This is a genomic window from Mucilaginibacter sp. (assembly GCF_965200995.1).
Lineage (GTDB): Bacteria > Bacteroidota > Bacteroidia > Sphingobacteriales > Sphingobacteriaceae > Mucilaginibacter.
Window position 1 is genome coordinate 1603353 of the sequence record NZ_OZ241743.1, and the last position, 22126, is coordinate 1625478.

Sequence of the window (22126 nt, forward strand, 5' to 3'; positions counted from 1 at the left end):
ATTTAAGCAGGCATTTATACAGTATAAGCGGCTTTTTTGTGTTACAAAGCGTAATTTTTACACACTCTTATAGATAAAGGCCATGTTATGTGTTAAAATTTAACTTTTTTTAACAATAAATTTCATTTATTGAAAAACAGCACCTACTTTTATAATCAATTAACTATTAACTGATTTTATAATTAACAAACATGAAGAAACTTCTACTTGTAAGTTTGTGCATGCTATTACTCACCGTAATGCAAACCTATGCACAAAATCGTACAGTAACTGGTATTGTAAAAGGTACGGATGACGGCCTTCCAATACCGGGTGTCTCCGTAAGGGTAAAGGGCACATCTGTAGGTACTCAAACATCGGCTAACGGCCAATATCGTATTACTGTGCCTGCAACAGGTACCGTTCTGATATTTAGTTCTGTAAGCTATGCTACTCAACAGATTACTGTTGGCTCACGTGAAACTATTGATGTAAGCCTAGTAACGGATGCCAAATTATTAGGCGAGGTGCAGATAGTAGCTGCTGGTGGTCTGGTAACCAAACAACGGGCACAAGGTTATGCAACCACCCGTATAGACTCAGCTAAATTAACCCAAGGTAAAGCTACCAACGTTGCAGTGGGTTTAACAGGTAAAGTTGCCGGTTTGCAAATCAACGCCGTAAGCAGCGGTGTTAATCCTAACATTCGTATTGTTTTACGTGGCAACCGTTCACTAACTGGTAATAACCAGGCATTAATTGTATTGGATAACGTAATTGTTCCCAACTCACTTTTAGGTAATATTAATCCGGAAGACGTTGCTGACATCCAAGTATTACAGGGTGCTGGCGCGGCTGCGCTTTATGGTACAGCGGCTTCAAATGGTGCATTATTGATTACAACCAAAAAAGGAACCAAAAATAGTGCTACCCGCGTTACGGTTTCAAATACTACCAATTTAGAGCAAATCAGTTACTATCCTAAATTACAGAATAGTTTTGGTTCAGGTTCTTCTGCAGGTGTTCAACAATACATCCCTTACGAAAATCAGCAATATGGTCCTGCATATGATGGTTCTTTAGTGCAGATTGGCCGGCCGCTTCAGGATGGAAGCATTCAAACTGTACCTTACACTGCAAATCGTGATAAGTATAACTTCTGGAATACTGGTATAACTAATCAAACTGATTTCTCTTTAAGTAATGGTGATGCAAAATCAACTCTATATTTTGCCGGTCAGTTTGTTGGTGTTAAAGGTACTACACCTGATGATAAGTACAACCGCACATCATTCCGCTTAAACGGTACCCGCGATTTAGGTAAGAGCCTGTTTTTAACCTATGCTACCAACTATGTACAAAACCGTTATGATCAGACTACTGTTACATCTTCAGTTTATGACAATTTGTTGAATAGCGCCAGCCACGCTCCTTTAAATTCTTATAAAGATTATAACAGTAACCCTTATGCTAACCAAAATGGGTATTATAATGAGTTTTATCAAAACCCATATTTTGCTATTGGTAACAACCGTCAAAAGTTAAGAAATGATTACTTTGTTGGTAGCTTGCAGTTAGACTGGAAAATTAAGGATTGGGTAACGTTAACAGCCCGCCCTGGTATTACTACTCAAAACCAGTCTTACAAAAACACGACTGGCAAATTCACTTACACCGATTATACCAGAAGTATATCGTCAAGTAAAACCAATATTGCTGGTGGTGTAACAGATGGATTTAGCTATAATACTACTTTGTATACAGATTTGTATGCGACCTTCAAGAAACAGGTAAGTGATTTTAACTTCAACCTTACTTTAGGTGCAAACATCACCAATAACCAAAGCAATAGCTTGTCAACAACAGCCAATGGCTTAGTATCTCCTGGTACGTATAACCAAAATAATCGTGTTGGTGAGAGTACGCCAACCCAGGCACAATTTGGCACACATACACAATCATTGTACGGCGATTTTAAAGCTAACTACAAAGATTACTTATTCTTAGAAGTTACCGGCCGTAATGACTGGACTTCTCTGTTAGCTAAACAAAACCGATCTTTCTTCTATCCTTCGGCTAACTTATCTTATATTCCTACTTCAAACCTTGAGTTTTTAAAGGACATATCTGAGATCGATCAGATTAAATTGCGTGGTAGTATATCAAAAGTAGGTAACGTAAATGTGGGTCCATATAACTTAGCGCCTGTATTTAATCAGGTTTCTGGTTTTCCTTATGGCACCTTAGGTGGTTACTCTGTTGGTAACCAAATTCCTTCACCAAGCCTGCGTCCAGAAATTACCAAAGGCTTCGAAGTAGGTACTGATTTCAGTTTATATAAGTCAAGAGTGACAGGTAGTGCCACTTATTATAAAACAAATACTAAAGATCAAACTTTAGGTGTAAATATTTCCCGTGCCAGTGGTTATAGTACTTACTTGTCTAACACAGGTGAAGTACAGAACGAGGGTATTGAAGCTACCTTGCATATTACACCAATCAGGACAGCCAACGGCTTGGAAATAACTGTAGGCGGTAACTTTACTTACAACAATAACAAAGTAATAGCTATTACTAATGATTTAACCCGTTTACCATTATCAACAGGCGGTTTAGCCCAGGTTTATGCGGTTAAAGGCGGTTCGTCAACTACCCTTATTGGTACAGATTATTACCGTGATCCTCAGGGCCGCGTAATTGTAGATCCTGTTACTGGTTATCCAAGCGTAAACCCCAATGGTGTTGTTTTGGGTAATTCTACACCTAAACAGCGTTTAGGATTAGACTTGGCAGCAAGCTATAAAGGTTTCCGCTTGACTGGTTTGTTTGAATTCCGTGGTGGCTATAAGATATATAATGATGGTGGTAACGACTTCGATTTTAGCGGTTCTGGCTACAATAGCGCTATTTATAACCGTGAGCGCTTCGTATACCCCAACTCTTCAATTCCAGATCCGAATAACCCAGGCAGCTATATTGCAAACAACACCGTAACTGTACGTGATGGCGGTGCTGAATTTTGGACCAGTGATTCTTATCGCAGAGGTATAGCAACTAACTATGTTTACTCTGGTAATTACTGGAAATTACGCGAAGCTTCATTATCTTATGATTTTCCTCGCACTATGTTCATGAATAATAAATATATTAAAGGTGCCCGCATAAGTGTTCAAGGCCGTAACTTGGTAATATGGGTACCAAAATCTAACATTTATACCGACCCTGATTACAACTTTACTGACAGTAATGCTGTAGGTATTACTTCACTATCACAAACTCCTCCAACACGTTTTTATAGTGCAACAGTAACATTAAATTTCTAAAATTTTGAATATGAAAAAGCTATATCAAATTTTTGCCTTAGGTGCCCTGGCACTTACCGCAACTTCTTGCAAAAAATACCTTGACGTTAACGATAACCCTAATCAGGCTTTAAGTACTACTGCTCCCCTAATAATGTCACAGGCTTTAACTACTACTGCTGCAAACTTAAGCACTTCCAATGGTTACGGATCAGGGGTGGTAGGATACACAGTAAATGGTGGCGGTTATGGTGGCTTTGGGTCAGCCTTTACTTATTCTTATGCTACTACTGAAAATACAGGTCTTTTTAATAACACCTTTGATAATACCTACGATTATCAAACTATGATAAACTTAGCCAGTGCCGGATTGGATTTAGAACAATTTGGTGCAGTAGGTCGTGTAATGATGGCTTACAATTATGGCCGTTTAATAGATCTGTACGGTGATGTGCCTTATACCGAAGCATTCAGAGGAAGTGCGTTGTTAACCCCTAAGTATGACCCTGCCCCGGCACTGTACCAAACCATGATTTTAAAAATTGATACTGCTATTGCGGCCTTTAAGGCAAAACCTATAGCTACGCCAGCTTTTAGAACTGCTGACGTAATGTTTGGTGTAACCGCAGGAAGCAGTGGTACTGCTAATACAACAGCTGAAATTCAGACTTGGATTAAGTTTGCGCAAACTGTTAAGCTGCGTTTGCTTACGCATATACAAGGTGTATCTGCATTGTCATCTTTTGTAAATACTGAATTTGCTAATTTCGATATTACAACAGGTTTCTTAATTGATGATGCCATTGTGAACCCTGGTTACATTGTTTCAAGCGGCAAACAAAACCCTGATTGGGATACCTACAACCTTACATCTGCAGGTGCACAAGCTGGTAGTTCACGTGTTATTATTCCCGGCCAATTCGTATTTGATTTTTACAACGGTGTAAAGGTAAGCGATGATGGCCGAGGTGCTTTGGAGTATGCCAACTATCCGAATGCAGCTGTAGGTATACTGTCAAGTAATAACAATCCAACTGTAGCATCAACCGCTTTTGGAAAAGGTATTTTTAAAAGCGCTACACAAGGCCGTCCTATGTTTTTGGCAGCAGAAAGTTATTTTCTGCAGGCAGAAGCTAACTTGAATGGCAAAATAGCTGGAAGTGCGGCTACTAATTTTGATAATGGTATTAAAGCTTCTTACAAATACTTAAACAAAGATGGCAACAATAATACGACTGTTAATACAGATACTTATTTAACTGCTTACAAAGCAGCCAACTCTTCCAGGCTTGACGCACAAGGAAATGAAACCAACTACTATGCTCCTATAGTTAACTACAATTTAGCTAAAGATGATGCAAAACGTTTAGAAGCAATTATTACTCAAAAGTATATTGCATTAAACTTTATCTTCGGTGGCGAAGCTTGGACAGAATTTAGAAGAACTACATATCCAGCTATTACAAATGGCTCACCTGATCCGAATAAAACATTCGCTTCTGCGTTTTCTACATCACCAAGACCTGACCGCTTGCCGGTTCGGTTACCTTACCCAGACACAGAGTATCAGTTGAACTCACAAAATGTGCCAACCGTAAATGTTTTTACCTCACGTATATTTTGGGATCTAAATTAATTTCTTTAAAAAAATACATACATGAACAAGTATATAAAACTTTCATTTGCCATGATATTAACCGCTGTTAGTTTAAGCTCTTGCTTAAAAGACAAGCCGGTATTAGAAGAAGGCAATACACCTACAGTAGTTGAGTTTGGTGATCTCGACAACAATACCAATGGTGTAGCAGAGTATGCAAACGCGGATTATAAATACAATTTATACAGAAAGTCTTTTGATATAAAATCAACGCCTACCACATTTTCTATTCCAATCAAATATTCAGGCGGACAGCCGGCCCCAGCAGATATTACTGTAACAGTCCAGGTAAACAATGATATAATCGCGGGATACAATACTTACCGTGGTTATACAGATGTTTCAGAGCCAGAGTATGTATTACCATTGCCAACTGCTAATTATACTGTTCCATCTTATACAGTAGTTATTCCTAAAGGGCAGACTTATGGCCTGTTTAATGTAAATCTTAATACTAATCTGTTTACATTTACTAACCAGTTTGCATTGGGCTTTTCTATCAAGTCGGCCTCAAATAATGCAAGTGTCAGCGGGAACTTTGGTACTTGTTTGTACAACATATCCGCAAAAAATCAGTATGATGGTAATTACACTGCAAATGGTTCCATTGCTTTTCCTCCTCCTACTGCTGGTAGATCATGGGCAAACAGAGGAAAAACCTTAACAACCGCTGATGTAAACACTAGTGAAACAGAAGCTGCGGATTTAGGTGGAAGTGGTTATATTATGCGCCTTAGGGTGAATGCCGACAACTCGGTTACCGTTACCCCCGCCCCATCTTCTGTCAATAAAACGATACAGAATAGTGGACGTTGTGTGTATGATCCAGCTACTAAAACATTTACATTAAATTATAAATATGTAGGTGGAACTGGTGACCGTGTCATTTCGGAAACCATCAAGAAAAATTAATAATTTTAAACAAAAAAAGGGCTGCAATTGTTGCAGCCCTTTTTTTGTTTAAGTATTTCGGCAAATTATCGGCCCTCCGGATCACCTTCATTCTTCAATTGATCCAAAGTTAAATTAGTGCTCCCGCTCAAATCCTCCTCCATCTGCGCCGTATCAGCTGTAGTGTTCATCGGCGGGCGTTCGGTGCTTTTTGGTATGGCACTGCCGGCATCAATGTTCTTATCATCCTGGTACTCGGTTTCCTCACGATCATCGGCAAACTGCGCCTGCTCATCGGCATTAAACTTAGCAGCATCTGCGTTTTGGCTGTCCTGCGGGCGTTCGTTCTCGTCGGTGTTCAAAAAATCCTCGTTGTTGTTATTTTCTGGTAATTGCATAATGTTATAATATATGTTAATGAGTAACCTGCTGACCTGTATTTGGGTTTTAATAAATTAAAAGTGGTTAAGTAGTTGCAACAAATTTTACAGGCGGCATTAAACCTTACCGGTAATCCATTGTCTTAATTACATCATTGGCCAACAAAAAAGCCAAAAGATCAATATCAACATGAAAACAGCATATAAATTAGCATTGTCAGTAGCATTAAGCGCCTTAATTGGCATAGTTGCTGCACCTGATGCCAGTGCCCAGCGGGGCGGCGGCCGTGGTGGTTTCGGAGGCGGCGGTGGCCGTTCATTTGGTGGAGGCGGCGGCGGGGGCTTTAGTAGTCGTGGTGGCTCTGGCGGCGGCGGCAGCTTTAGCGGGCGTGCTTTCGGTGGTGGTGGCAACAGGGGTAGCATTGGTTCGCCGGGCGGTCGGTCTAACGGCGGCGGCTTTGCTAACCGTGGCGGTATAGCAGCAGCACCGCAACGAGGTGGCTTTGCACCCGGCAGGGGAAACACTATTGGTGTAGCGCCAAGAGGTGGTTTCGGTGGCTTTAACCGTGGTAGTGTAGGTGTAGCCCCTGGTCGTGGAGGTTTTGCCTATGGTAACCGTGGCGGTACCTTTGGTAACCGCGGTGGTTATGCTTACCGCAATTCTGGCCGTGGTGGTTTTGGTTACTATGGCCGTCCGGGTTATGGCTATGGTGGAGGCCGTGGTTTCTATCACTATTCTGGCGGCTTTTATAACCGTTATTACTATCCGCGTTTAGGTTTCAGCATTGGGGTATTGCCTTACGGTTATTATCCGTTCTACTACGGGCCTAACCAGTATTATTATTCAAGTGGCTTTTATTATCAGTACAATAACAATCAATACACTGTAGTTGAACCTCCTGTAGGTGCCGAGATTACCCGCTTACCAGAGGATGCACAATCTATTACGATTGATGGTCAGCAATACTATGAGTCTAACGGTGTATACTATCAGCCGGTAACCAAAGATGATGGCTCACAGGTTTATGTAATTGCCGGTAAAGACGGTAAACTTGAAACCGGTAACAGTGTTGACCCTAACGGCGAAGGCGGTTACTATCCGCAAATTGGGGATGTGGCCAACACCTTGCCTTCTGATGCGCAGAAAGTAAAGATCAACGGTCAGAAATATTATGTAACGCCTGACGGGGTTTATTACCAGGAACAACGCGACAGCAGCGGTAACAAAATATATGTAGTTACCGGCTTACCTAACGACGAGGATGACGCTCAGGGTCAGCCCCAATAATTTAAGTCAAAAGGTGATTGACGGGAAAGGCAGACAGCATTAGCTGGTCTGCCTTTTTTTATTGCTATAACCAGCAAATTCTTATTTTTTTAAACCTTCCTGCTGCCGTTTGCTTTTTAATTAAAGCAAACTTAATTATCATGGAAAGTAACAACCACCAGGCATTGATTCAAAAATTATTAAATTGTGTATTAGCTTGTGAACATTGCGCTACTGCCTGCCTGCAGGAAGAGGATGTAAAAATGATGGCTGGCTGCATCAGGCTCGACCGCGATTGCGCTGATATGTGTACGCTGGCTGCCCGTTTATTGCAGCGGGATTCAGTTATCGCACACCAGTTTCTGTTATTGTGTGAGGAAATCTGCCGGCTTTGTGCTGATGAATGTGGCAAGCACCAGCACGATCATTGCCGGCAATGCGCTGCTGCCTGCCACGAATGTGCTGATGCCTGCCATGCACACCACACACCTGTTACACAGGATTAACCATTGCATTAAGCCATTAACAAGGGATGCCGCTTCAAAATTATTATATTGTTGAAGCGGCGCATTCCTTTTCTTTTTGCACCTAACTTAAAGCGTCGATAATAAAACATAATATGATAACGCCAATGCAGTTGGAGCAAGGCAATCCTAACCTTGCAGGCGGGCAATCTGTATTGCGGAGCAGCCAGTATTGACCATATTTATACTGGCGGCCTTTTGAAAAATGCTTATAAATTATGAAACGCCTATCGAAAGTCTGTACCGCATTAGTACGGCCATGCATCCGGGGCTCCAGGGCTTAACGGTACTTCAGGCTATAGGGTAGCTAAAGCCATAGGCTGATTGTACAAAAAACGAACAGCCTGTATCTGCTGCTGTACGCAATTGTACACCAATTAATGCGCTGTAAAAGGAAGTTCTGCATCAAACGGTTAGCTTGGGTTCAGCAGTAAGCATTTTTAGACAAAAGTTATGTTAAATGTGCAGGTTTGGCATCATTATCGTATAAGTATAGATATCAAACTAAAAAAACTAACTGCTATGAAAACTATTAACAAAACCGACATACTTTTGAAAGCATTAGACTTACAACTGAAGAAAATGCTGCAGCAGGATTTAGCAAATTTTAAAGCCACACAGCAAAAAACACAACAGCTTAACAAAGCTGCCTAATATATCTGTCTACCCTGTGAAACATCAGGCTTTCTGCATTGCAGTAAGCCTTTTTTGTTGATAGAAGTTTTCAGCTACTTATTGCATAAACTAAAAGCGGGCTTACCCAATAAAGGTAAGCCCGCTACTGTATTAAGCTATTCTTCTTGTAGTTTAATAAGGCTTAGCCTCGTGCGAAACAGTTTCTGCTTCTTTTACACCTTCTTCGCCATGTGTGTTGCCGATAGGGCCGCTTGAGATACTGCTGTTGTTAACGGCAGCCTTTAAGCCTTCCGCTACACGCCTGCCATATTCAGCATCGCATTGGGTAAACAATTCAATCATTTTATCCTGAATGTGCTTTTCTACCGGAGCTAAAGTACCTACCAGGTTGTTAATCAAATCGTCTTTTTCCCATTCCTCATGTTGCCTCCAGCGGTCGCCGGCCTGGGCAAAGTTATTGGTACGGTCTAAGGTTTGGCGTATTAAACGCGCCGCCGGGTATTGCGGCTCGTGGTCGGCACCGACTTTAGGCGCTTCCTGTAACCCGTTCAGGCTTGATGGCTCGTAGTTTACATGCGGGTTTGCACCCGGCGCTACATCTACCTGGTAAGCCATCTGGCCATCGCGCTGGTTGGTAGCTACGTGTGTTTTAGGTGCATTAATAGGTAATTGTAAATAGTTAGCACCTACCCGGTAACGCTGCGTATCTGAGTAAGAGAAGGTACGGCCCTGCAGCATTTTATCATCTGAAAAATCCAGGCCATCTACCAGTACACCCGTGCCAAAGGCAGATTGCTCTACTTCGGCAAAGTAATTTTCCGGGTTTTTATTTAAGGTCATTTTACCAACCGGGATGAATGGAAACTGATCCTGCGGCCAGAGTTTGGTATCATCCAGGGGATCAAAATCCAGCTCCGGGTGCTCATCATCACTGATAATCTGAACGTTCAGTTCCCATTGCGGATAGTTACCGGCTTTAATGGCATCATACAAATCCTGCGTAGCATGGTTGAAGTTTTTGGCTTGGATAGCTTCGGCCTGCTCCTGCGTTAAATTCTTAACGCCCTGCAGTGGTTCCCAGTGATACTTTACCAATACGCCAACGCCTTCTTTATTCACCATTTTGTACGTGTTTACACCCGAACCCTGCATCTGGCGGTAATTAGCCGGGATGCCCCAAGGTGAGAACAGGAACGTAATCATGTGCATAGCCTCGGGCGTATTGCTGATGAAGTCAAATATACGCTGGCCGTCCTGGCGGTTAGTTACCGGATCTGGTTTAAACGCGTGTACCAGGTCAGGAAACTTCATCGCATCACGGATAAAAAATACTTTTAAGTTATTACCTACCAGATCCCAGTTACCGTCTTCGGTATAAAACTTAACAGCAAAACCACGCGGGTCACGCAAGGTTTCGGGTGAGTGGCCGCCATGAATCACAGAGGAAAAACGTACAAATACCGGTGTTTGCTTTCCTTTTTCCTGGAACAGCTTGGCACGTGTATATTTTGCAATGGGCTCATCACCTGCGGTGCCGTAAGCCTCAAATACACCATGCGCACCTGCACCGCGGGCATGTACCACACGCTCAGCAGTTCGCTCACGGTCGAAATGAGAGATTTTTTCTAAAAACTGGTAGTTTTCCAGCGTGGCCGGGCCACGGTTGCCCACAGTACGCAGGTTCTGATTATTGGTAATCGGGTGCCCCTGCCGGGTGGTGAGGGTTTTATTGTCCCCCTGGTTGTTTTGATTTTGTTCGTTGCTCATAGTTATAGCTTTTATAAGTTGCTTAACAATAAATAATTAACCGATTAACGGATAAATATAAATGGAAGTTTGATAGTAAGATTCCAGCTTTTTAATAAAGAATCAGTCTATTCATTTTTCCTGTTAGGCCATTCTCAAAGTTAACTTATTAAGCGGTATAGATAATGGTTATTGAATAATAAGATTAGATATAGATAATGGCTATGTAAATTCACTTGATGTTATTGAGCCGTTTTTAGTTATAAGCGGCGTATTTGCAAACAATATGCTAATTTGCCTATGTATGAAAGCTCCGGTTAAAATAGCTGTTGTAGGCCCCGAATCTACTGGTAAATCTACAATGTCTGCATATTTGGCAAAGTATTATAACACCATTTGGGTACCTGAATATGCCCGCGGGTACTGTGAGCAACTCACCGGCGATTGTACATTGCAGGATGAGGTCAATATGTTTTACGGTCAGTTAGCGCTGGAAGAAAAGCTGGCGCCTCAGGCCAATCACCTGCTGATATGCGATACCACCATTATTACTATTAAGATATGGAGCGACCACTGGTTCAATCATACCCCGCAACAGGTGTTAGATGAACTGCCACGCCACCCTTACGACTTATATTTATTATTGAATATAGACCTTCCCTGGCAGGACGATCCCTTACGTAACTTTCCTTCCCTACGCGAACACTTTATGCAGGTATGGCATCAGGAGCTGCAGGCGTTACAGGCAAATTACGTAGTAATTTCCGGCACGGGCCAAAAGCGGTATAATCATGCAGTGAAAGCTGTTGATGAATTTATACAAACAAGAGGCAGCATATAGTTGATATAATGCAGCCTTTTTCTTAATTCCTTGCTCCTGGTTTTACAGGTGTTTGGAAGAGCTGAAACTACATGAAAATGTACAACTAAAAGCTCTAAAAAGTGTAAACCCTGTGTTTTTGTAATAAATTGATTATCAGTATTTTAAATGCTATGTCTTTTGAAAAGTGTAAACTTTGGGTTTACACTTTTTTGAGCTGATCAGGGCAGTACAGCGCCCTTATCCGGAAGGCAGGAATCAGGTTAGTGCTGATGTTGTTTTGGCATTGCGCCCGGCAGGTATCCTGCTGGTATAACGTATACTTTTGCATTTGGCTGGTGCTGCCGGTAAGGTGCAGAAAACAGCTTAGCCGCTGTAAGTGCAGTCCCTCAATTTTAAAAAGCATTCATTTATACGCCCGTTACCGGCTCCGATTCATTCTTTTCATGAAATCAGCATTATAATTGGCAGTGAAGGATTTGCATACCGAGCGCTGCTGCCTTAATTGCGGGTTCTTTTTATTAACTTCAGTAAAACTAAGTTTTTTAATATTTTCTCATCCATTATGCAACGCGCATAAATCCTGCGCGTCATATAGCATAGAAAACAAATCACAATTTGGAAACTGTATATGTGGATAAGCACTACCAGTTGGTAGCTGAATGCCGGCAGGGCAGCCGCAGGGCCTGCCACGAACTGTACCGGTTATATGCCAAAGCAATGCTGAACGCAGCCTTTAGGGTGGTGGGCAATATAGCTGAGGCGGAAGATGCCGTGCAGGATGCCTTTGTAGATGCTTTTAACCGCATTAAGGATTTCAGGCAGGAAACCACATTTGGGCTGTGGCTGAAGCAGATTGTGATCCATAGGTCTATCAACCTGCTGCGCAAGCGTAAGCTGGCCTGGGTTGAATTACAGGAGGAGCAGCTGGATAACCTGCTCGATGGAGAAACTGAAGATAATGACGAGCTGCAATATAAGGCAGCGCAGATAAAAGAAGCCATAAATGAATTGCCGGATGGCTACCGGGTGGTAATATCCCTTTACTTATTGGAAGGGTACGACCATGAGGAAATTGGACAGGTGCTGAACATTAGCGAGAATACCTCGCGTACCCAGTTTATGCGGGCAAAGCGCAAACTGGTGGAAATTTTAAGGAGAAAAGGAATAACAGGATGAGCAAGCAGTTAGAAGATTTTATACGCAACAACCGCCGGCAGTTTGATGATCTGGAGCCCGGCGATGAGCTTTGGGCCCGCATTGAGCAGCGCCTGCCGCAGCCGGCCAAAGAAGTGCAGCTTAAGCGCGAACCTAAAACCTACAGTTTGGGCTTTGTACTTAAAATAGCCGCATCAATTGTGTTAATAATGGGCATTGGCTTTTTTGCTTACCTGCATACGGGTAAAAAGCAGCCGGGGGTTGATCTGGCCGCTATTAACCCCGAGTATGCCAAGCAGCAGATGCATTATGCCTCGCTGGTAGAAGCTAAGCGTACCGAGGTGCGTACCATTGCCAAGGCCGATCCTAAACTTTACCAGGCATTCAGCACTGAGATTGAAAAGATGGATGCTACTTATAAGAAACTAAACCATGATTTGGCTACCAGCCCCAACCAGGAGCGTGTTTTACGTGCAATGATCCGGAACTTGCAAATACAAACACAGGTGCTTAATCAGCAATTAGAAGTAATAGAACAATACAACAACTTTAAAACCCAAAACCATGAAACGCAAAGCATATAAATGTTTCCTTGCAGCAGTGCTGCTGTTCACCGGCATAAACAGTTATGCTGTACAAACCGAACCTTTGCCCCCCGTGCCGCCTGCCCGCATGACGGATACACTGAGCCATACTGATTTCCCGAAACTAAGGGTGAAGATGGATAAGCTAAATAAGCTTAACTGGCATAAGCAAACGCTGGCCATGAACAGCAATATGGAAAAGCTGCAAAGCAAAATGAAGGAGTTTGGCAACCATATCAGCACCGAGGTAACCAACAGTTTCAGTTACCGCAACAGTGAGCAGGTAAACAGCGATGATGACTACAAGGTAGTTAAGCAAAAAAGCTACAGTAAAAGCTATAGTGCCGATGCTAATGATGAGCTGAACCTGAGCAACCTGTACGGCCGCATCACAGTGAACAGCTGGGCCCGGAACGAGGTAAAGGTAGAGGTACAGATTAAAGGCTATGCCAACGATGATGACAATGCGCAAAAGGCACTGAACCGAGTAAGCATTGAGGACGGCAAGGATGGTAACAGCATCAACTTTAAAACGCACATTGGCAATAACTCAGGCAATGGCTGGAGCTGGACGGGCAACAGCAAGCGCAATAAGGTAGAGGTAAACTATGTTGTTTATATGCCTGCCAAAATACAGCTGGATGTTAAAAGCACCTATGGCAGCGTTATCCTGCCCGATTTAAGCGGCCAGGTAAAGTTACAGGTGGCTTACAGCAACGTAACCGCCCAGCGCCTCAGCAACCCGCTGTCGCAAATCTCCGGTAGTTATGGAAATGTAAAGGCCGAAGCCTTTAATGGCGGCAAGATCAGCTTTGCGTATGGCAATGTCGATTTGGGCGAGGTGAATAATCTGCACGCCAGCATCAGTTATGGCAGCGTAAGCTTAGGTAAATTAAGGGGTGATGTGGCCCTGAGCTTAGCTTATCTGGGTGGTTTAAAGGTAGGAGAGATCGATAGCGACCTGAAATCGTTACGCATTAATTCATCTTATTCTAATTTAATCCTTAGTCCCTCGGCCCGCAGCAATTTTAACTTTGATGTATCGGTAAGCTATGCGGGTTTTAGTTTTGACGATGACCGGGTAAACATTACCCACCAAACACCCGAGCCTGGCAGCCGTGGCTTTAATCCTACCAAAACTTATAAAGGCACTTTTGGTAAAGGTAATGCTGATGCCCAGGTAAACATCAGCTCCGCCTATGGCAGTGTAAAGTTTAATTAAAACTATCTGTTCTTTATAATGATTAGCTAAAAACCCTTGCCATTGCGGCAGGGGTTTTGTTATTTTACCCCTTATGGAATTACTTACCAGTGCCGAAGCATGGCTATCATTAGCCACCCTTACTATTCTGGAGATTGTTTTGGGCATTGATAATATCATTTTTATCTCCATACAGGCCGACCGCCTACCGGCCGACCAGCAGGCTAAAGGGCGGCGCGTAGGTTTAATATTGGCGCTGGTTACCCGCATACTGCTGCTGCTTTCCATATCTTACCTGATGCGGCTTACCAGCACGTGGTTTAACCTGGCCGATGTATTCCATATTACCAATGACGACTGGCAGCGGCGCTTTGATTTTTCGGGCCGGGATTTGATTTTGCTGGCAGGCGGCTTATTTCTGATTTACAAAAGCATCAGCGAAATACACCATAAGCTGGAAGGTGAGGAGGAAGATACCGGCGTAAGCAAAGCCAGTTCCTTTACCGGGGTGGTTATTCAGATTGCTATACTGGATATTGTTTTTTCGCTCGATTCGGTAATTACCGCCGTAGGTATGGCACAGCATCTGGAAGTAATGATTGCGGCCGTAATTATTGCCGTAGGCATCATGATGTGGGCCTCAACACCCATTGCCAATTTTGTAAACAAGCATGTTACCGTTAAAATGCTGGCCCTGTCGTTCCTGCTGCTCATCGGGTTCTCGCTGGTGCTGGATGCCTTTGATCAGGAAGTACCTAAGGGCTACATCTATTTCGCCATGGGTTTTGGCATACTGGTAGAGCTGCTGAACCTGCGCGCCCGGCGCAAAAAGAAAGCAGCACAAGACGTTACGCCCACTGTAAACGCTTAGTAATCGGCTATTGAATTACTATAAAGAATTTGGGTCATGCTGAGGCACTCGAAGCATGGGTACAAAGGCTTTCAGCGGTGGAGGCTTCTGGTAACCACCGTTCTTGTACCTCAAGGGCGCAGCAGTATTTCTTTTAATAACTACAATTGCCGTATCACCCGGCAGGGATTGCCTGCCGCTACTACATTGGCCGGTATACTACGGGTAACCACACTGCCGGCACCAATGGTGGTGTTATCGCCAATGGTAACACCAGGGCAAATAATAGCGCCCGCCCCAATCCATACGTTATCGCCAATGGTAACCGGCGAAGCCAGTTCGGGGCCTTTGATGCGCTCGGCAGCCAATACCGGGTGGTGGGCGGTCAGTATCTGCACGCCGGTGGCTATAGCCACGTTGCTGCCAATGGTTACCATCGCGCAATCCAAAATAATGCAGTTAAAGTTGATAAAGAGGTTTTCACCGGCACTAATATGGCAGCCGTAATCGCAGTAAAAGGGGCCTTGTATATCAATGGTGTCCGGACATTGGCCCAACAGCTGCTTTAATAAGGTATGGCGTGCCGCTGTGCCTTCAAAGCCTAACTGGTTATAAGCCGTAAACAGCTGTCTTGCCTTAAGCCGCATAGCAAACAGGGTATCATCCGAGGCATCATACAGCTCACCGGCCAGCATTTTTTCAAGTTCTGTTTTCATAGGTATATTCATCAATAATAAAATATAACAGTAGACCGGGCACTATTATTAAGGTTGCTTAATACGTCCTTGCAGTCATTTCGACCGGAGGGAGAAATCTTCTTCAGTCGATTTGTATACGGCAGAAGATTTCTCACTGCGGTCGAAATGACGGGGAGATAGTTGACGTAATGTTAAAATTATCTGATTATTTACTTCTTCAAATTCTCCTCAAATAATTGATAGATGCGCTTATATTCATCAGCCCAGCTGCTGGGGGTGGTAAAGCCGTGGTCTTCTACCGGGTAAGGGGCCAGGCTCCAGTTCTCCTTGTGCAGTTCAATTAGTTTTTGGGTGAGGCGCACAATATCCTGAAACTGCACATTCTGGTCTACCATACCATGGCACAGCAACAGGTGCCCTTTCAGGCCGTTCGCAAAATAGATAGGCGAACTCAGGCGATAGGCTTTCTCATCATTATAAGGCTCATTCAAGATATTAGCGGTATAGCCATGATTGTAATGCGCCCAATCGGTTACTGATCGTAAACCGGCACCGGCAGCAAATACATCGGGCTGGGTAAACAGGGCCATCAGGGTCATGAAACCACCGTAGGAACCACCGTATATACCTACATTTTTAGGGTTGATGTTGTATTTTTCTACTAAGTACTTTACCCCGTCCACCTGGTCATCCAAATCCTTGCCGCCCATGTGGCGGTAAATGCCGGTGCGCCAGTTGCGTCCATAGCCCGAGCTCCCGGTGTAATCAATATCAATCACCGTATAGCCGTTATCAGCCAGCAGGTTGTTGAACATGTACTCATGAAAATAACTGCTCCACCAGTAATGCACGTTTTGCAGGTAGCCGGCACCATGTACAAACACCACCGCCGGCCTTGAGGCCGCCGGGTTTTTAGCCGGATACACCCGTGCGTAAACATCGCTGCCATAACGGTTCTTAAACGCTACTACCTCCGGCTCGCGCCATTGGTAAGATTTAAATTCGGGTGTAACTGAATTGGTTACCTGAATAGCTTTTGCGCCCGGCCTGTTGGCTTGCAGGTATAGGTCCCAGGGTTTGTTGGAATAGGAATAGCGAATAGCCAGCCACTTTTCATCAGGCGATAACTCTACCTCATTGCCGCCTTTCATACTGGTGAGCTGTACCGGCGTACCGCCGGTAACCGGCAACCGGTAATACTCCGTAATACCGGGATGCTGCATATTGGCGGTAAAGTAGAACATCTTTTTGTCTTTCGAGAGGTCGAGCGACTGCACTTCCCAATTACCTCGTGTCAGCTGCTTTTTGGTACCGGCCACAACATCGGCTACGTACAGATGCGAGTAGCCGCTGGCTTCGCTCTGGAAATAAAAATGTGTGTTATCAACCCAACCCACATTACCGCCCGAAAAGCTGCCGCCCCCCACGCCGGGGCCGCCAACCCAGGCTTCATCGCGCTGGCGGTCAATCAGGCTTAGTTTGCCGGTAGCCGGGTCAAGCTTCATCAGCCAGCGGTCCTTATTATCTTGTGCATTAATTACCACTACCGCATTCCTGCCGTCCTCGCTCCAGTAGGGGCCATTGATAATTACTTTGCGGTCTTCGTTACGGCTCTGGCGTTCTTCTAATTGCTTGGGGTAATCTTTCACATAATCGGGCAAATCCTTGATGCCCGGTATTTCTTTGGTAGAAATAATATACACGGTATCGCGCTCACGGTCGAACACAAAACTTTGCGACGAGGATTGCGGTGCACCTACCTTCGAGCGGTTGTTGATATCCTCGGTATAGCCAGATGCGGTTACAAAGTTGGGCACTACGGTAGTCTTTACCCCTTCGGCCTGCTTAATTAGCCGGTAGGTAATATAGTGCCGGTCGGGGCTTAATTGCACATAGCTCAGCGATTGGTCGCCAATGGTAAGTTCTTTAAGGCGTTTAGGTTGCAGTTCACGGCGCTCGGCAGCTTCGGCTTTGTCAGTTTTGGCCTTGTCACGAATGACCTCAAACAGCTCGGTTTGTTCGCTTTTTAACCATTGCCCCTGCTGGTCGCCGCTTAAAGTGCTGCCAACTTGCCGGGGCGGGTTACCGCCCTGTGCAGCACCCCTGCGACCTGTAGCAGCTATAGTAGGTGCCCCCGCTGCCGAACGGCTGAAGTTAGTGAGCTGTGTAAGCTGGCCGGAATGCAAGTCAAGTTCATATAAGTTATCGGCCCGCATATACAATATGCTGGTTTCGGCAGTGGTAAAGGAAGGGTTACTTTCACGTTCGGTGGTAGCAGTAAGCTGCTTTGTGCCACCCGAGTTGAGGTCAAACCAGTACAGATCGCCATTACGTTCAAACAGCCGGGCGGTATGGCGGCGGTTCCATACACCATTGGGCGGGTTCAGGAGGCGGCGTTCTACTAAACTTACCTTTTGCGGGCGCAGGCTGCCGGTGGTGATGCTGTATAGGGCATCCTGATCGGCACTCTCCGGGTTCCAGTTGAAATATACCTGCTTACTATCATCACTCCAGCGGATGTTGGTGGGTGAGGTACCCATCCATTTAGGGTCGCGCATAATTTTTTCAATGGTAAGCGGGCCCAAAGTTTGGGCAATGGCACCATGAAGCGTGGCAGTAAAGAGCAGTAGTGTAAAGATTTTTTTCATACCGAAATAAAGAGATTCCAATTAATATGGCTGCAATTTAATAAGTTGCAGCAATTAACCTGAATTACCTCAGCGTATTGTTACACAATGGAACTCAATGGCACCAGCTTTAAACTTCGTATTTGGGCACTTACTGATGCGCCCGCATTGCAGAAACATGCTGGCAATCCCAACATTTATAACCTGCTTTTAGACCGTTTTCCTAAGCCATACACGTTAAGTGATGCTACCGCATTTATCGAAATGCAGTTAACACAGCCTCAGCCGCCCGCCAATTTTGCTATTGAAGTGAATGGTAAAGCTGCCGGTGTAATTGGTATAGAATTTCGTGGCGATGTATACAGCAAGACACCCTTATTAGGCTATTGGCTGGGTGAAGCCTACTGGGGCCGGGGCATTATGGCCGAAGCCGTAAAACTGATAACCAATTATGCCTTTGCCACTTTTGATATTATTTGCATACAGGCCAATACGCTAAACATCAATCCAAAATCGATGCGGGTACTGGAAAAAGCCGGTTATGAAAAGCAAGCGGTATTAAAGCAATCGGTGATTAAAAATGATGTGGTGTTGGATGAGCATGTTTATATGGCCTACAAGTCTTAACCTAAAAATAGGTACATATCAGTATATTGCTTAAGCCATCTCTGTTTACTTAATAACTAATCTGTTAATTCACCATGCGTCCTTCCAAATCTACCCTGCGGGCAAAAGGATTTAAATACTGATTAACCAGCACAGCAAACTCACGCCGGGTTACAGGCCGGTTCAAATCAAACGCCTGCTTAAAGTGATAGGTAAGCTGCCACTGCCTTTGCAGTTTGGCTTGTAATACATCTGGTGCGGTTAAGGTAAACTCACTGATCAGCGACAACAGGTTGCCTACGGTGAATTGTTCAACTGGTTTTATGCGGTTGAACCATAAAAAAGAGCGGGTATACGTTTCTAATAGTACAGGTTTAATCTCGGCAGTATTTACCGCAACGTCCGGCATAAAATTCAGAATGGCAGCACGGCCATCAGCGGAGCGCTCGCCTTGCAGCAGGCCGGTAGCGGCCACCTGTTGTGTAGCCCGCCAATCGGCATCAGTAGAAGCAATGTCGGCAAAGGGGAGCAGAACGCCTTTGTGATCCAGCAGTTCGCCCTGTATCATTCGCACATTCAAGTTTTGCGTGGTGGTTTCAAAAAAGGCACAGTAAGCTGCAATGGTGCCTGCGCCCTGCCCTAATAGCAGTTGCGCCGCCGGGTTATCCAGCGCCCTGTTCACCTGGTAGGCAGCCGAAATTACCGGGCCGGTAACCAGCAGGTTGTTTACATTTTTTGCTATAACAGCACCCAATGGAATTACAAAAGCCGGTAAAGGCCTGCCGGTATTTACACTTCCATTGTTCACTGCTATAGATGTACGGTAAAGCTGGCTATGCGTATAGGGTTGGTACACATCATCAATACCGGTATGAACCAGGCCCAGGAGTTGTCGCCCGGTGCTGTCGCGATGATCGGCATCTGTAATAAAAACCGCACCGGCAGCCAGGGCAGCTTTGCCGGTTTCGGTAGCATCAATCAATAATTTGGTTTTAATGTATAACGGCTTGCCGTTGTTAAGAACGTTCACTTCCCAACCGGTACCGCTTTTTTTGATCGTCAGCCACTGCGTATTCAGTTGTACAGTCAGCTTTTTAACGGTATCTGTCATGATTTTTAGAACTGCTAAGGCTGTTGTGTAAGAAACCTGTTGCTGGTTGACAGCGGTAATTTTATGAGCAGTATTATAGGCTTGCAGATGTTTCTGAAACTCGCTCCATATACCTGATGTTAACGTTTTGTTTTGCGTGAGGCTGATCGCGGCTGCTGCATTAATCAGCTGCCTGCCAGGTACAATCAGTATAGTTTTTACCTTGCTGCGGGCGCATTGCAGGGATGCCGCCGTTCCGCTGTAAGTGCCGCCTATCACCAGTACATCAGTTTTGATGGTTTCAGCAAAAAGGGCGGTGTTTATAAAGATTACAAAGGCAAATACAATATATTTCAACATGCGGACTGCAAAACAAGCATTAAAATGCTAAATTAGGGCAAACCTTTTGCCCATAACATGAAAATCTCTACCAAAAAGTATTTATCTATCGGCATTGCCAGCAGTTTAAGCTTTGTACTGGGCGCTTTTATTACTAAAAGCACTAATAATGTGCCTATTACCGCCGGCATGGTGCAGGAAGCTGAAAAAATCATCGGCCTGAATTTTACCGCCGCTCAGGCAGATTCTATGCTGAACAACTTAAATCAGTACAATAATTCCTACACCGCACTGCAAAAGCTGAATATGCCCAACAGCGTAGTACCGGCGCTCAATTTTAACCCGGTGCCGGTAGGGTTTGCCTACCCCGACACAAAAAGTGGTTTTAAACTTTCGAGAGCAGAGAAACTCAAACTGCCTGCTAACCGCAATGAACTGGCCTATTACACCATCACCCAACTGGCCGAACTGATACGTACCAAACAAATCAGCTCGGTAGAGTTAACTAAGTTTTTTATTGCCCGGCTAAAGCAGTATCAGCCCAAATTGCTTAATGTAATTACCATTACTGAAGCGCATGCGCTGCAAAAGGCGGGCGAGGCGGATGCCGATATTAAGGCAGGCCGGTACAAAGGCGTATTGCACGGCATCCCCTTCGGCGCAAAGGATTTGCTGGCGCAAAAGGAGTATAATACCACTTTTGGCGCTGTGCCCTACAAAAACCAGAAGCTGGATGTTGATGCCACCGTAATAACTAAACTGGAAAATGCCGGAGCCATACTGATTGCTAAAACTACGTTAGGCGAACTGGCGCAGGGCGATGTATGGTTTGGCGGCAAAACTAAAAACCCCTGGGATATTACCCGGGGCAGCAGCGGTTCATCAGCCGGCTCGGCTTCGGCAGTGAGCGCCGGGTGTGTACCCTTTGCCATTGGCTCCGAAACACTGGGCTCTATCGTATCGCCATCTACCGAATGCGGCGATACCGGCCTGCGGCCTTCCTTCGGGCGCGTAAGTAAGTATTGTGCCATGGCCCTAAGCTGGAGCATGGATAAATTAGGCCCCATTACCCGCAGCGTAGAAGATGATGCCATTGTGTTTAACGCCATTCAGGGTACTGATCCTCAAGATTTGAGTACCATTGCTGCGCCTTTTAATTATGATGGTACCATTAAAAGCCTGAAAGGTTATAAAATAGGCTACCTGGCAACCGATTTCAAGCAAAAATCAGATACGCATACCAGTGATTCGCTTACCCTGGTCAAGCTAAGAGCGCTGGGTGCCGAACTGGTGCCCATTGAATATCCAAAGTTTCCGATTGGTGCATTACGTATTATTTTGAACGCCGAAGCCGGGGCAGCCTTTCAGGAATTGCTGTTAGATCACCGCGAAGACCAGATGGTACTGCAAAATAAATCGGCCTGGCCCAATACCTTCCGCTCCGCCCAGTTTATTCCCGCTGCCGAATATATACAGGCTAACCGTGCCCGTACAATGTTGATACAGCAATGGTATGAGAAACTAAAAGGGCTGGATTTGTACATTACCCCCACCTGGACATCGAACCTTGTGCTTACCAACCTTACCGGCAACCCCTGTGTAGTGCTGCCCAATGGCTTTAATGCCAAAGGCAATCCCATCAGCATTACTTTTATGGGACAACTGTTTGGCGAGGGAAAATTGCTGCAGGCTGCTAAAGTATACCAGGATGCTACCGATTTTCATAAAAAGCATCCGGCTTTAAATTTTTAAACATCGTTAAACTGACCCC

Annotated in this window: 19 protein-coding genes; 13 read left to right on the forward strand and 6 right to left on the reverse strand. The window is 44.6% G+C overall.

Annotated elements, in window-relative coordinates; translation table 11 throughout:
• Positions 1 to 191 precede the first annotated feature (191 nt).
• The 3 genes from ACY652_RS07570 to ACY652_RS07580 are packed head-to-tail and all read left to right on the forward strand — an operon-like array spanning position 192 to position 5850.
• Positions 192 to 3302, forward strand: a complete 3111-nt coding sequence (locus ACY652_RS07570) for a SusC/RagA family TonB-linked outer membrane protein (protein ID WP_462267481.1) — start codon at positions 192 to 194, stop codon at positions 3300 to 3302.
• Between the two features lie 10 nt (positions 3303 to 3312).
• Positions 3313 to 4917: a SusD/RagB family nutrient-binding outer membrane lipoprotein gene (locus tag ACY652_RS07575; protein ID WP_462267483.1), complete on the forward strand. Its 1605-nt coding sequence runs from the start codon at positions 3313 to 3315 to the stop codon at positions 4915 to 4917.
• A 21-nt stretch (positions 4918 to 4938) separates the two neighbouring features.
• The gene (locus tag ACY652_RS07580) at positions 4939 to 5850 is read left to right on the forward strand and encodes a BT_3987 domain-containing protein (protein WP_462267485.1); all 912 of its coding nucleotides are present in this window, start codon (positions 4939 to 4941) and stop codon (positions 5848 to 5850) included.
• A gap of 65 nt (positions 5851 to 5915) precedes the next feature.
• Here ACY652_RS07580 and ACY652_RS07585 read toward each other — a convergent pair whose 3' ends face one another.
• Positions 5916 to 6227 (reverse strand): hypothetical protein, encoded by a 312-nt coding sequence (locus ACY652_RS07585; protein ID WP_462267487.1) that lies wholly within the window; start codon positions 6225 to 6227, stop codon positions 5916 to 5918.
• A 172-nt stretch (positions 6228 to 6399) separates the two neighbouring features.
• Between ACY652_RS07585 and ACY652_RS07590 the strand changes: the two genes are divergently transcribed.
• The 3 genes from ACY652_RS07590 (at position 6400) to ACY652_RS07600 (ending at position 8654) form a co-directional block, all read left to right on the forward strand.
• Positions 6400 to 7497 carry a DUF6515 family protein gene (locus ACY652_RS07590; protein WP_462267489.1) on the forward strand — a complete coding sequence of 366 codons (1098 nt, stop codon included), beginning with the start codon at positions 6400 to 6402 and terminating at the stop codon, positions 7495 to 7497.
• A gap of 140 nt (positions 7498 to 7637) precedes the next feature.
• A complete protein-coding gene (locus tag ACY652_RS07595) occupies positions 7638 to 7982 on the forward strand; it encodes a four-helix bundle copper-binding protein (protein WP_462267491.1) in 345 nt (114 codons plus the stop codon).
• 540 nt (positions 7983 to 8522) lie between these two features.
• Complete coding sequence (locus tag ACY652_RS07600) at positions 8523 to 8654, forward strand: hypothetical protein (protein ID WP_462267493.1); 132 nt, start codon at positions 8523 to 8525, stop codon at positions 8652 to 8654.
• 153 nt (positions 8655 to 8807) lie between these two features.
• Here ACY652_RS07600 and ACY652_RS07605 read toward each other — a convergent pair whose 3' ends face one another.
• Positions 8808 to 10403, reverse strand: coding sequence for a catalase (locus ACY652_RS07605; protein WP_462267495.1), 1596 nt, complete (start codon positions 10401 to 10403; stop codon positions 8808 to 8810).
• A gap of 283 nt (positions 10404 to 10686) precedes the next feature.
• Here ACY652_RS07605 and ACY652_RS07610 point away from each other — a divergent pair, with 283 nt between their 5' ends.
• The gene (locus tag ACY652_RS07610) at positions 10687 to 11223 is read left to right on the forward strand and encodes an AAA family ATPase (protein WP_462267497.1); all 537 of its coding nucleotides are present in this window, start codon (positions 10687 to 10689) and stop codon (positions 11221 to 11223) included.
• A gap of 181 nt (positions 11224 to 11404) precedes the next feature.
• Here ACY652_RS07610 and ACY652_RS07615 read toward each other — a convergent pair whose 3' ends face one another.
• The gene (locus ACY652_RS07615; protein ID WP_462267499.1) at positions 11405 to 11608 is read right to left on the reverse strand and encodes a hypothetical protein; all 204 of its coding nucleotides are present in this window, start codon (positions 11606 to 11608) and stop codon (positions 11405 to 11407) included.
• Between the two features lie 212 nt (positions 11609 to 11820).
• Here ACY652_RS07615 and ACY652_RS07620 point away from each other — a divergent pair, with 212 nt between their 5' ends.
• From ACY652_RS07620 to ACY652_RS07635, 4 genes are all read left to right on the forward strand, one after another.
• Positions 11821 to 12381: an RNA polymerase sigma factor gene (locus tag ACY652_RS07620; protein WP_462267501.1), complete on the forward strand. Its 561-nt coding sequence runs from the start codon at positions 11821 to 11823 to the stop codon at positions 12379 to 12381.
• Positions 12378 to 12944: a hypothetical protein gene (locus ACY652_RS07625; protein ID WP_462267503.1), complete on the forward strand. Its 567-nt coding sequence runs from the start codon at positions 12378 to 12380 to the stop codon at positions 12942 to 12944. The genes ACY652_RS07620 and ACY652_RS07625 overlap by 4 nt, the downstream gene beginning before the upstream one ends.
• Positions 12925 to 14166 (forward strand): DUF4097 family beta strand repeat-containing protein, encoded by a 1242-nt coding sequence (locus ACY652_RS07630; protein WP_462267505.1) that lies wholly within the window; start codon positions 12925 to 12927, stop codon positions 14164 to 14166. The genes ACY652_RS07625 and ACY652_RS07630 overlap by 20 nt, the downstream gene beginning before the upstream one ends.
• Before the next feature lie 73 nt (positions 14167 to 14239).
• The gene (locus tag ACY652_RS07635; RefSeq protein ID WP_462267507.1) at positions 14240 to 15016 is read left to right on the forward strand and encodes a TerC family protein; all 777 of its coding nucleotides are present in this window, start codon (positions 14240 to 14242) and stop codon (positions 15014 to 15016) included.
• A gap of 140 nt (positions 15017 to 15156) precedes the next feature.
• Here ACY652_RS07635 and ACY652_RS07640 read toward each other — a convergent pair whose 3' ends face one another.
• On the reverse strand, positions 15157 to 15711 hold the full coding sequence (locus tag ACY652_RS07640) for a sugar O-acetyltransferase (protein WP_462267509.1): 555 nt from the start codon (positions 15709 to 15711) through the stop codon (positions 15157 to 15159).
• Between the two features lie 191 nt (positions 15712 to 15902).
• Positions 15903 to 18341: a S9 family peptidase gene (locus ACY652_RS07645; protein ID WP_462267511.1), complete on the reverse strand. Its 2439-nt coding sequence runs from the start codon at positions 18339 to 18341 to the stop codon at positions 15903 to 15905.
• Positions 18342 to 18428: 87 nt separating this feature from the next.
• Between ACY652_RS07645 and ACY652_RS07650 the strand changes: the two genes are divergently transcribed.
• Positions 18429 to 18947 carry a GNAT family N-acetyltransferase gene (locus ACY652_RS07650; protein ID WP_462267513.1) on the forward strand — a complete coding sequence of 173 codons (519 nt, stop codon included), beginning with the start codon at positions 18429 to 18431 and terminating at the stop codon, positions 18945 to 18947.
• 64 nt (positions 18948 to 19011) lie between these two features.
• Here ACY652_RS07650 and ACY652_RS07655 read toward each other — a convergent pair whose 3' ends face one another.
• The gene (locus ACY652_RS07655) at positions 19012 to 20376 is read right to left on the reverse strand and encodes an FAD-dependent oxidoreductase (RefSeq protein WP_462267515.1); all 1365 of its coding nucleotides are present in this window, start codon (positions 20374 to 20376) and stop codon (positions 19012 to 19014) included.
• A 57-nt stretch (positions 20377 to 20433) separates the two neighbouring features.
• Here ACY652_RS07655 and ACY652_RS07660 point away from each other — a divergent pair, with 57 nt between their 5' ends.
• Complete coding sequence (locus ACY652_RS07660) at positions 20434 to 22107, forward strand: amidase (RefSeq protein ID WP_462267517.1); 1674 nt, start codon at positions 20434 to 20436, stop codon at positions 22105 to 22107.
• The last annotated feature ends 19 nt before the right edge of the window (positions 22108 to 22126 follow it).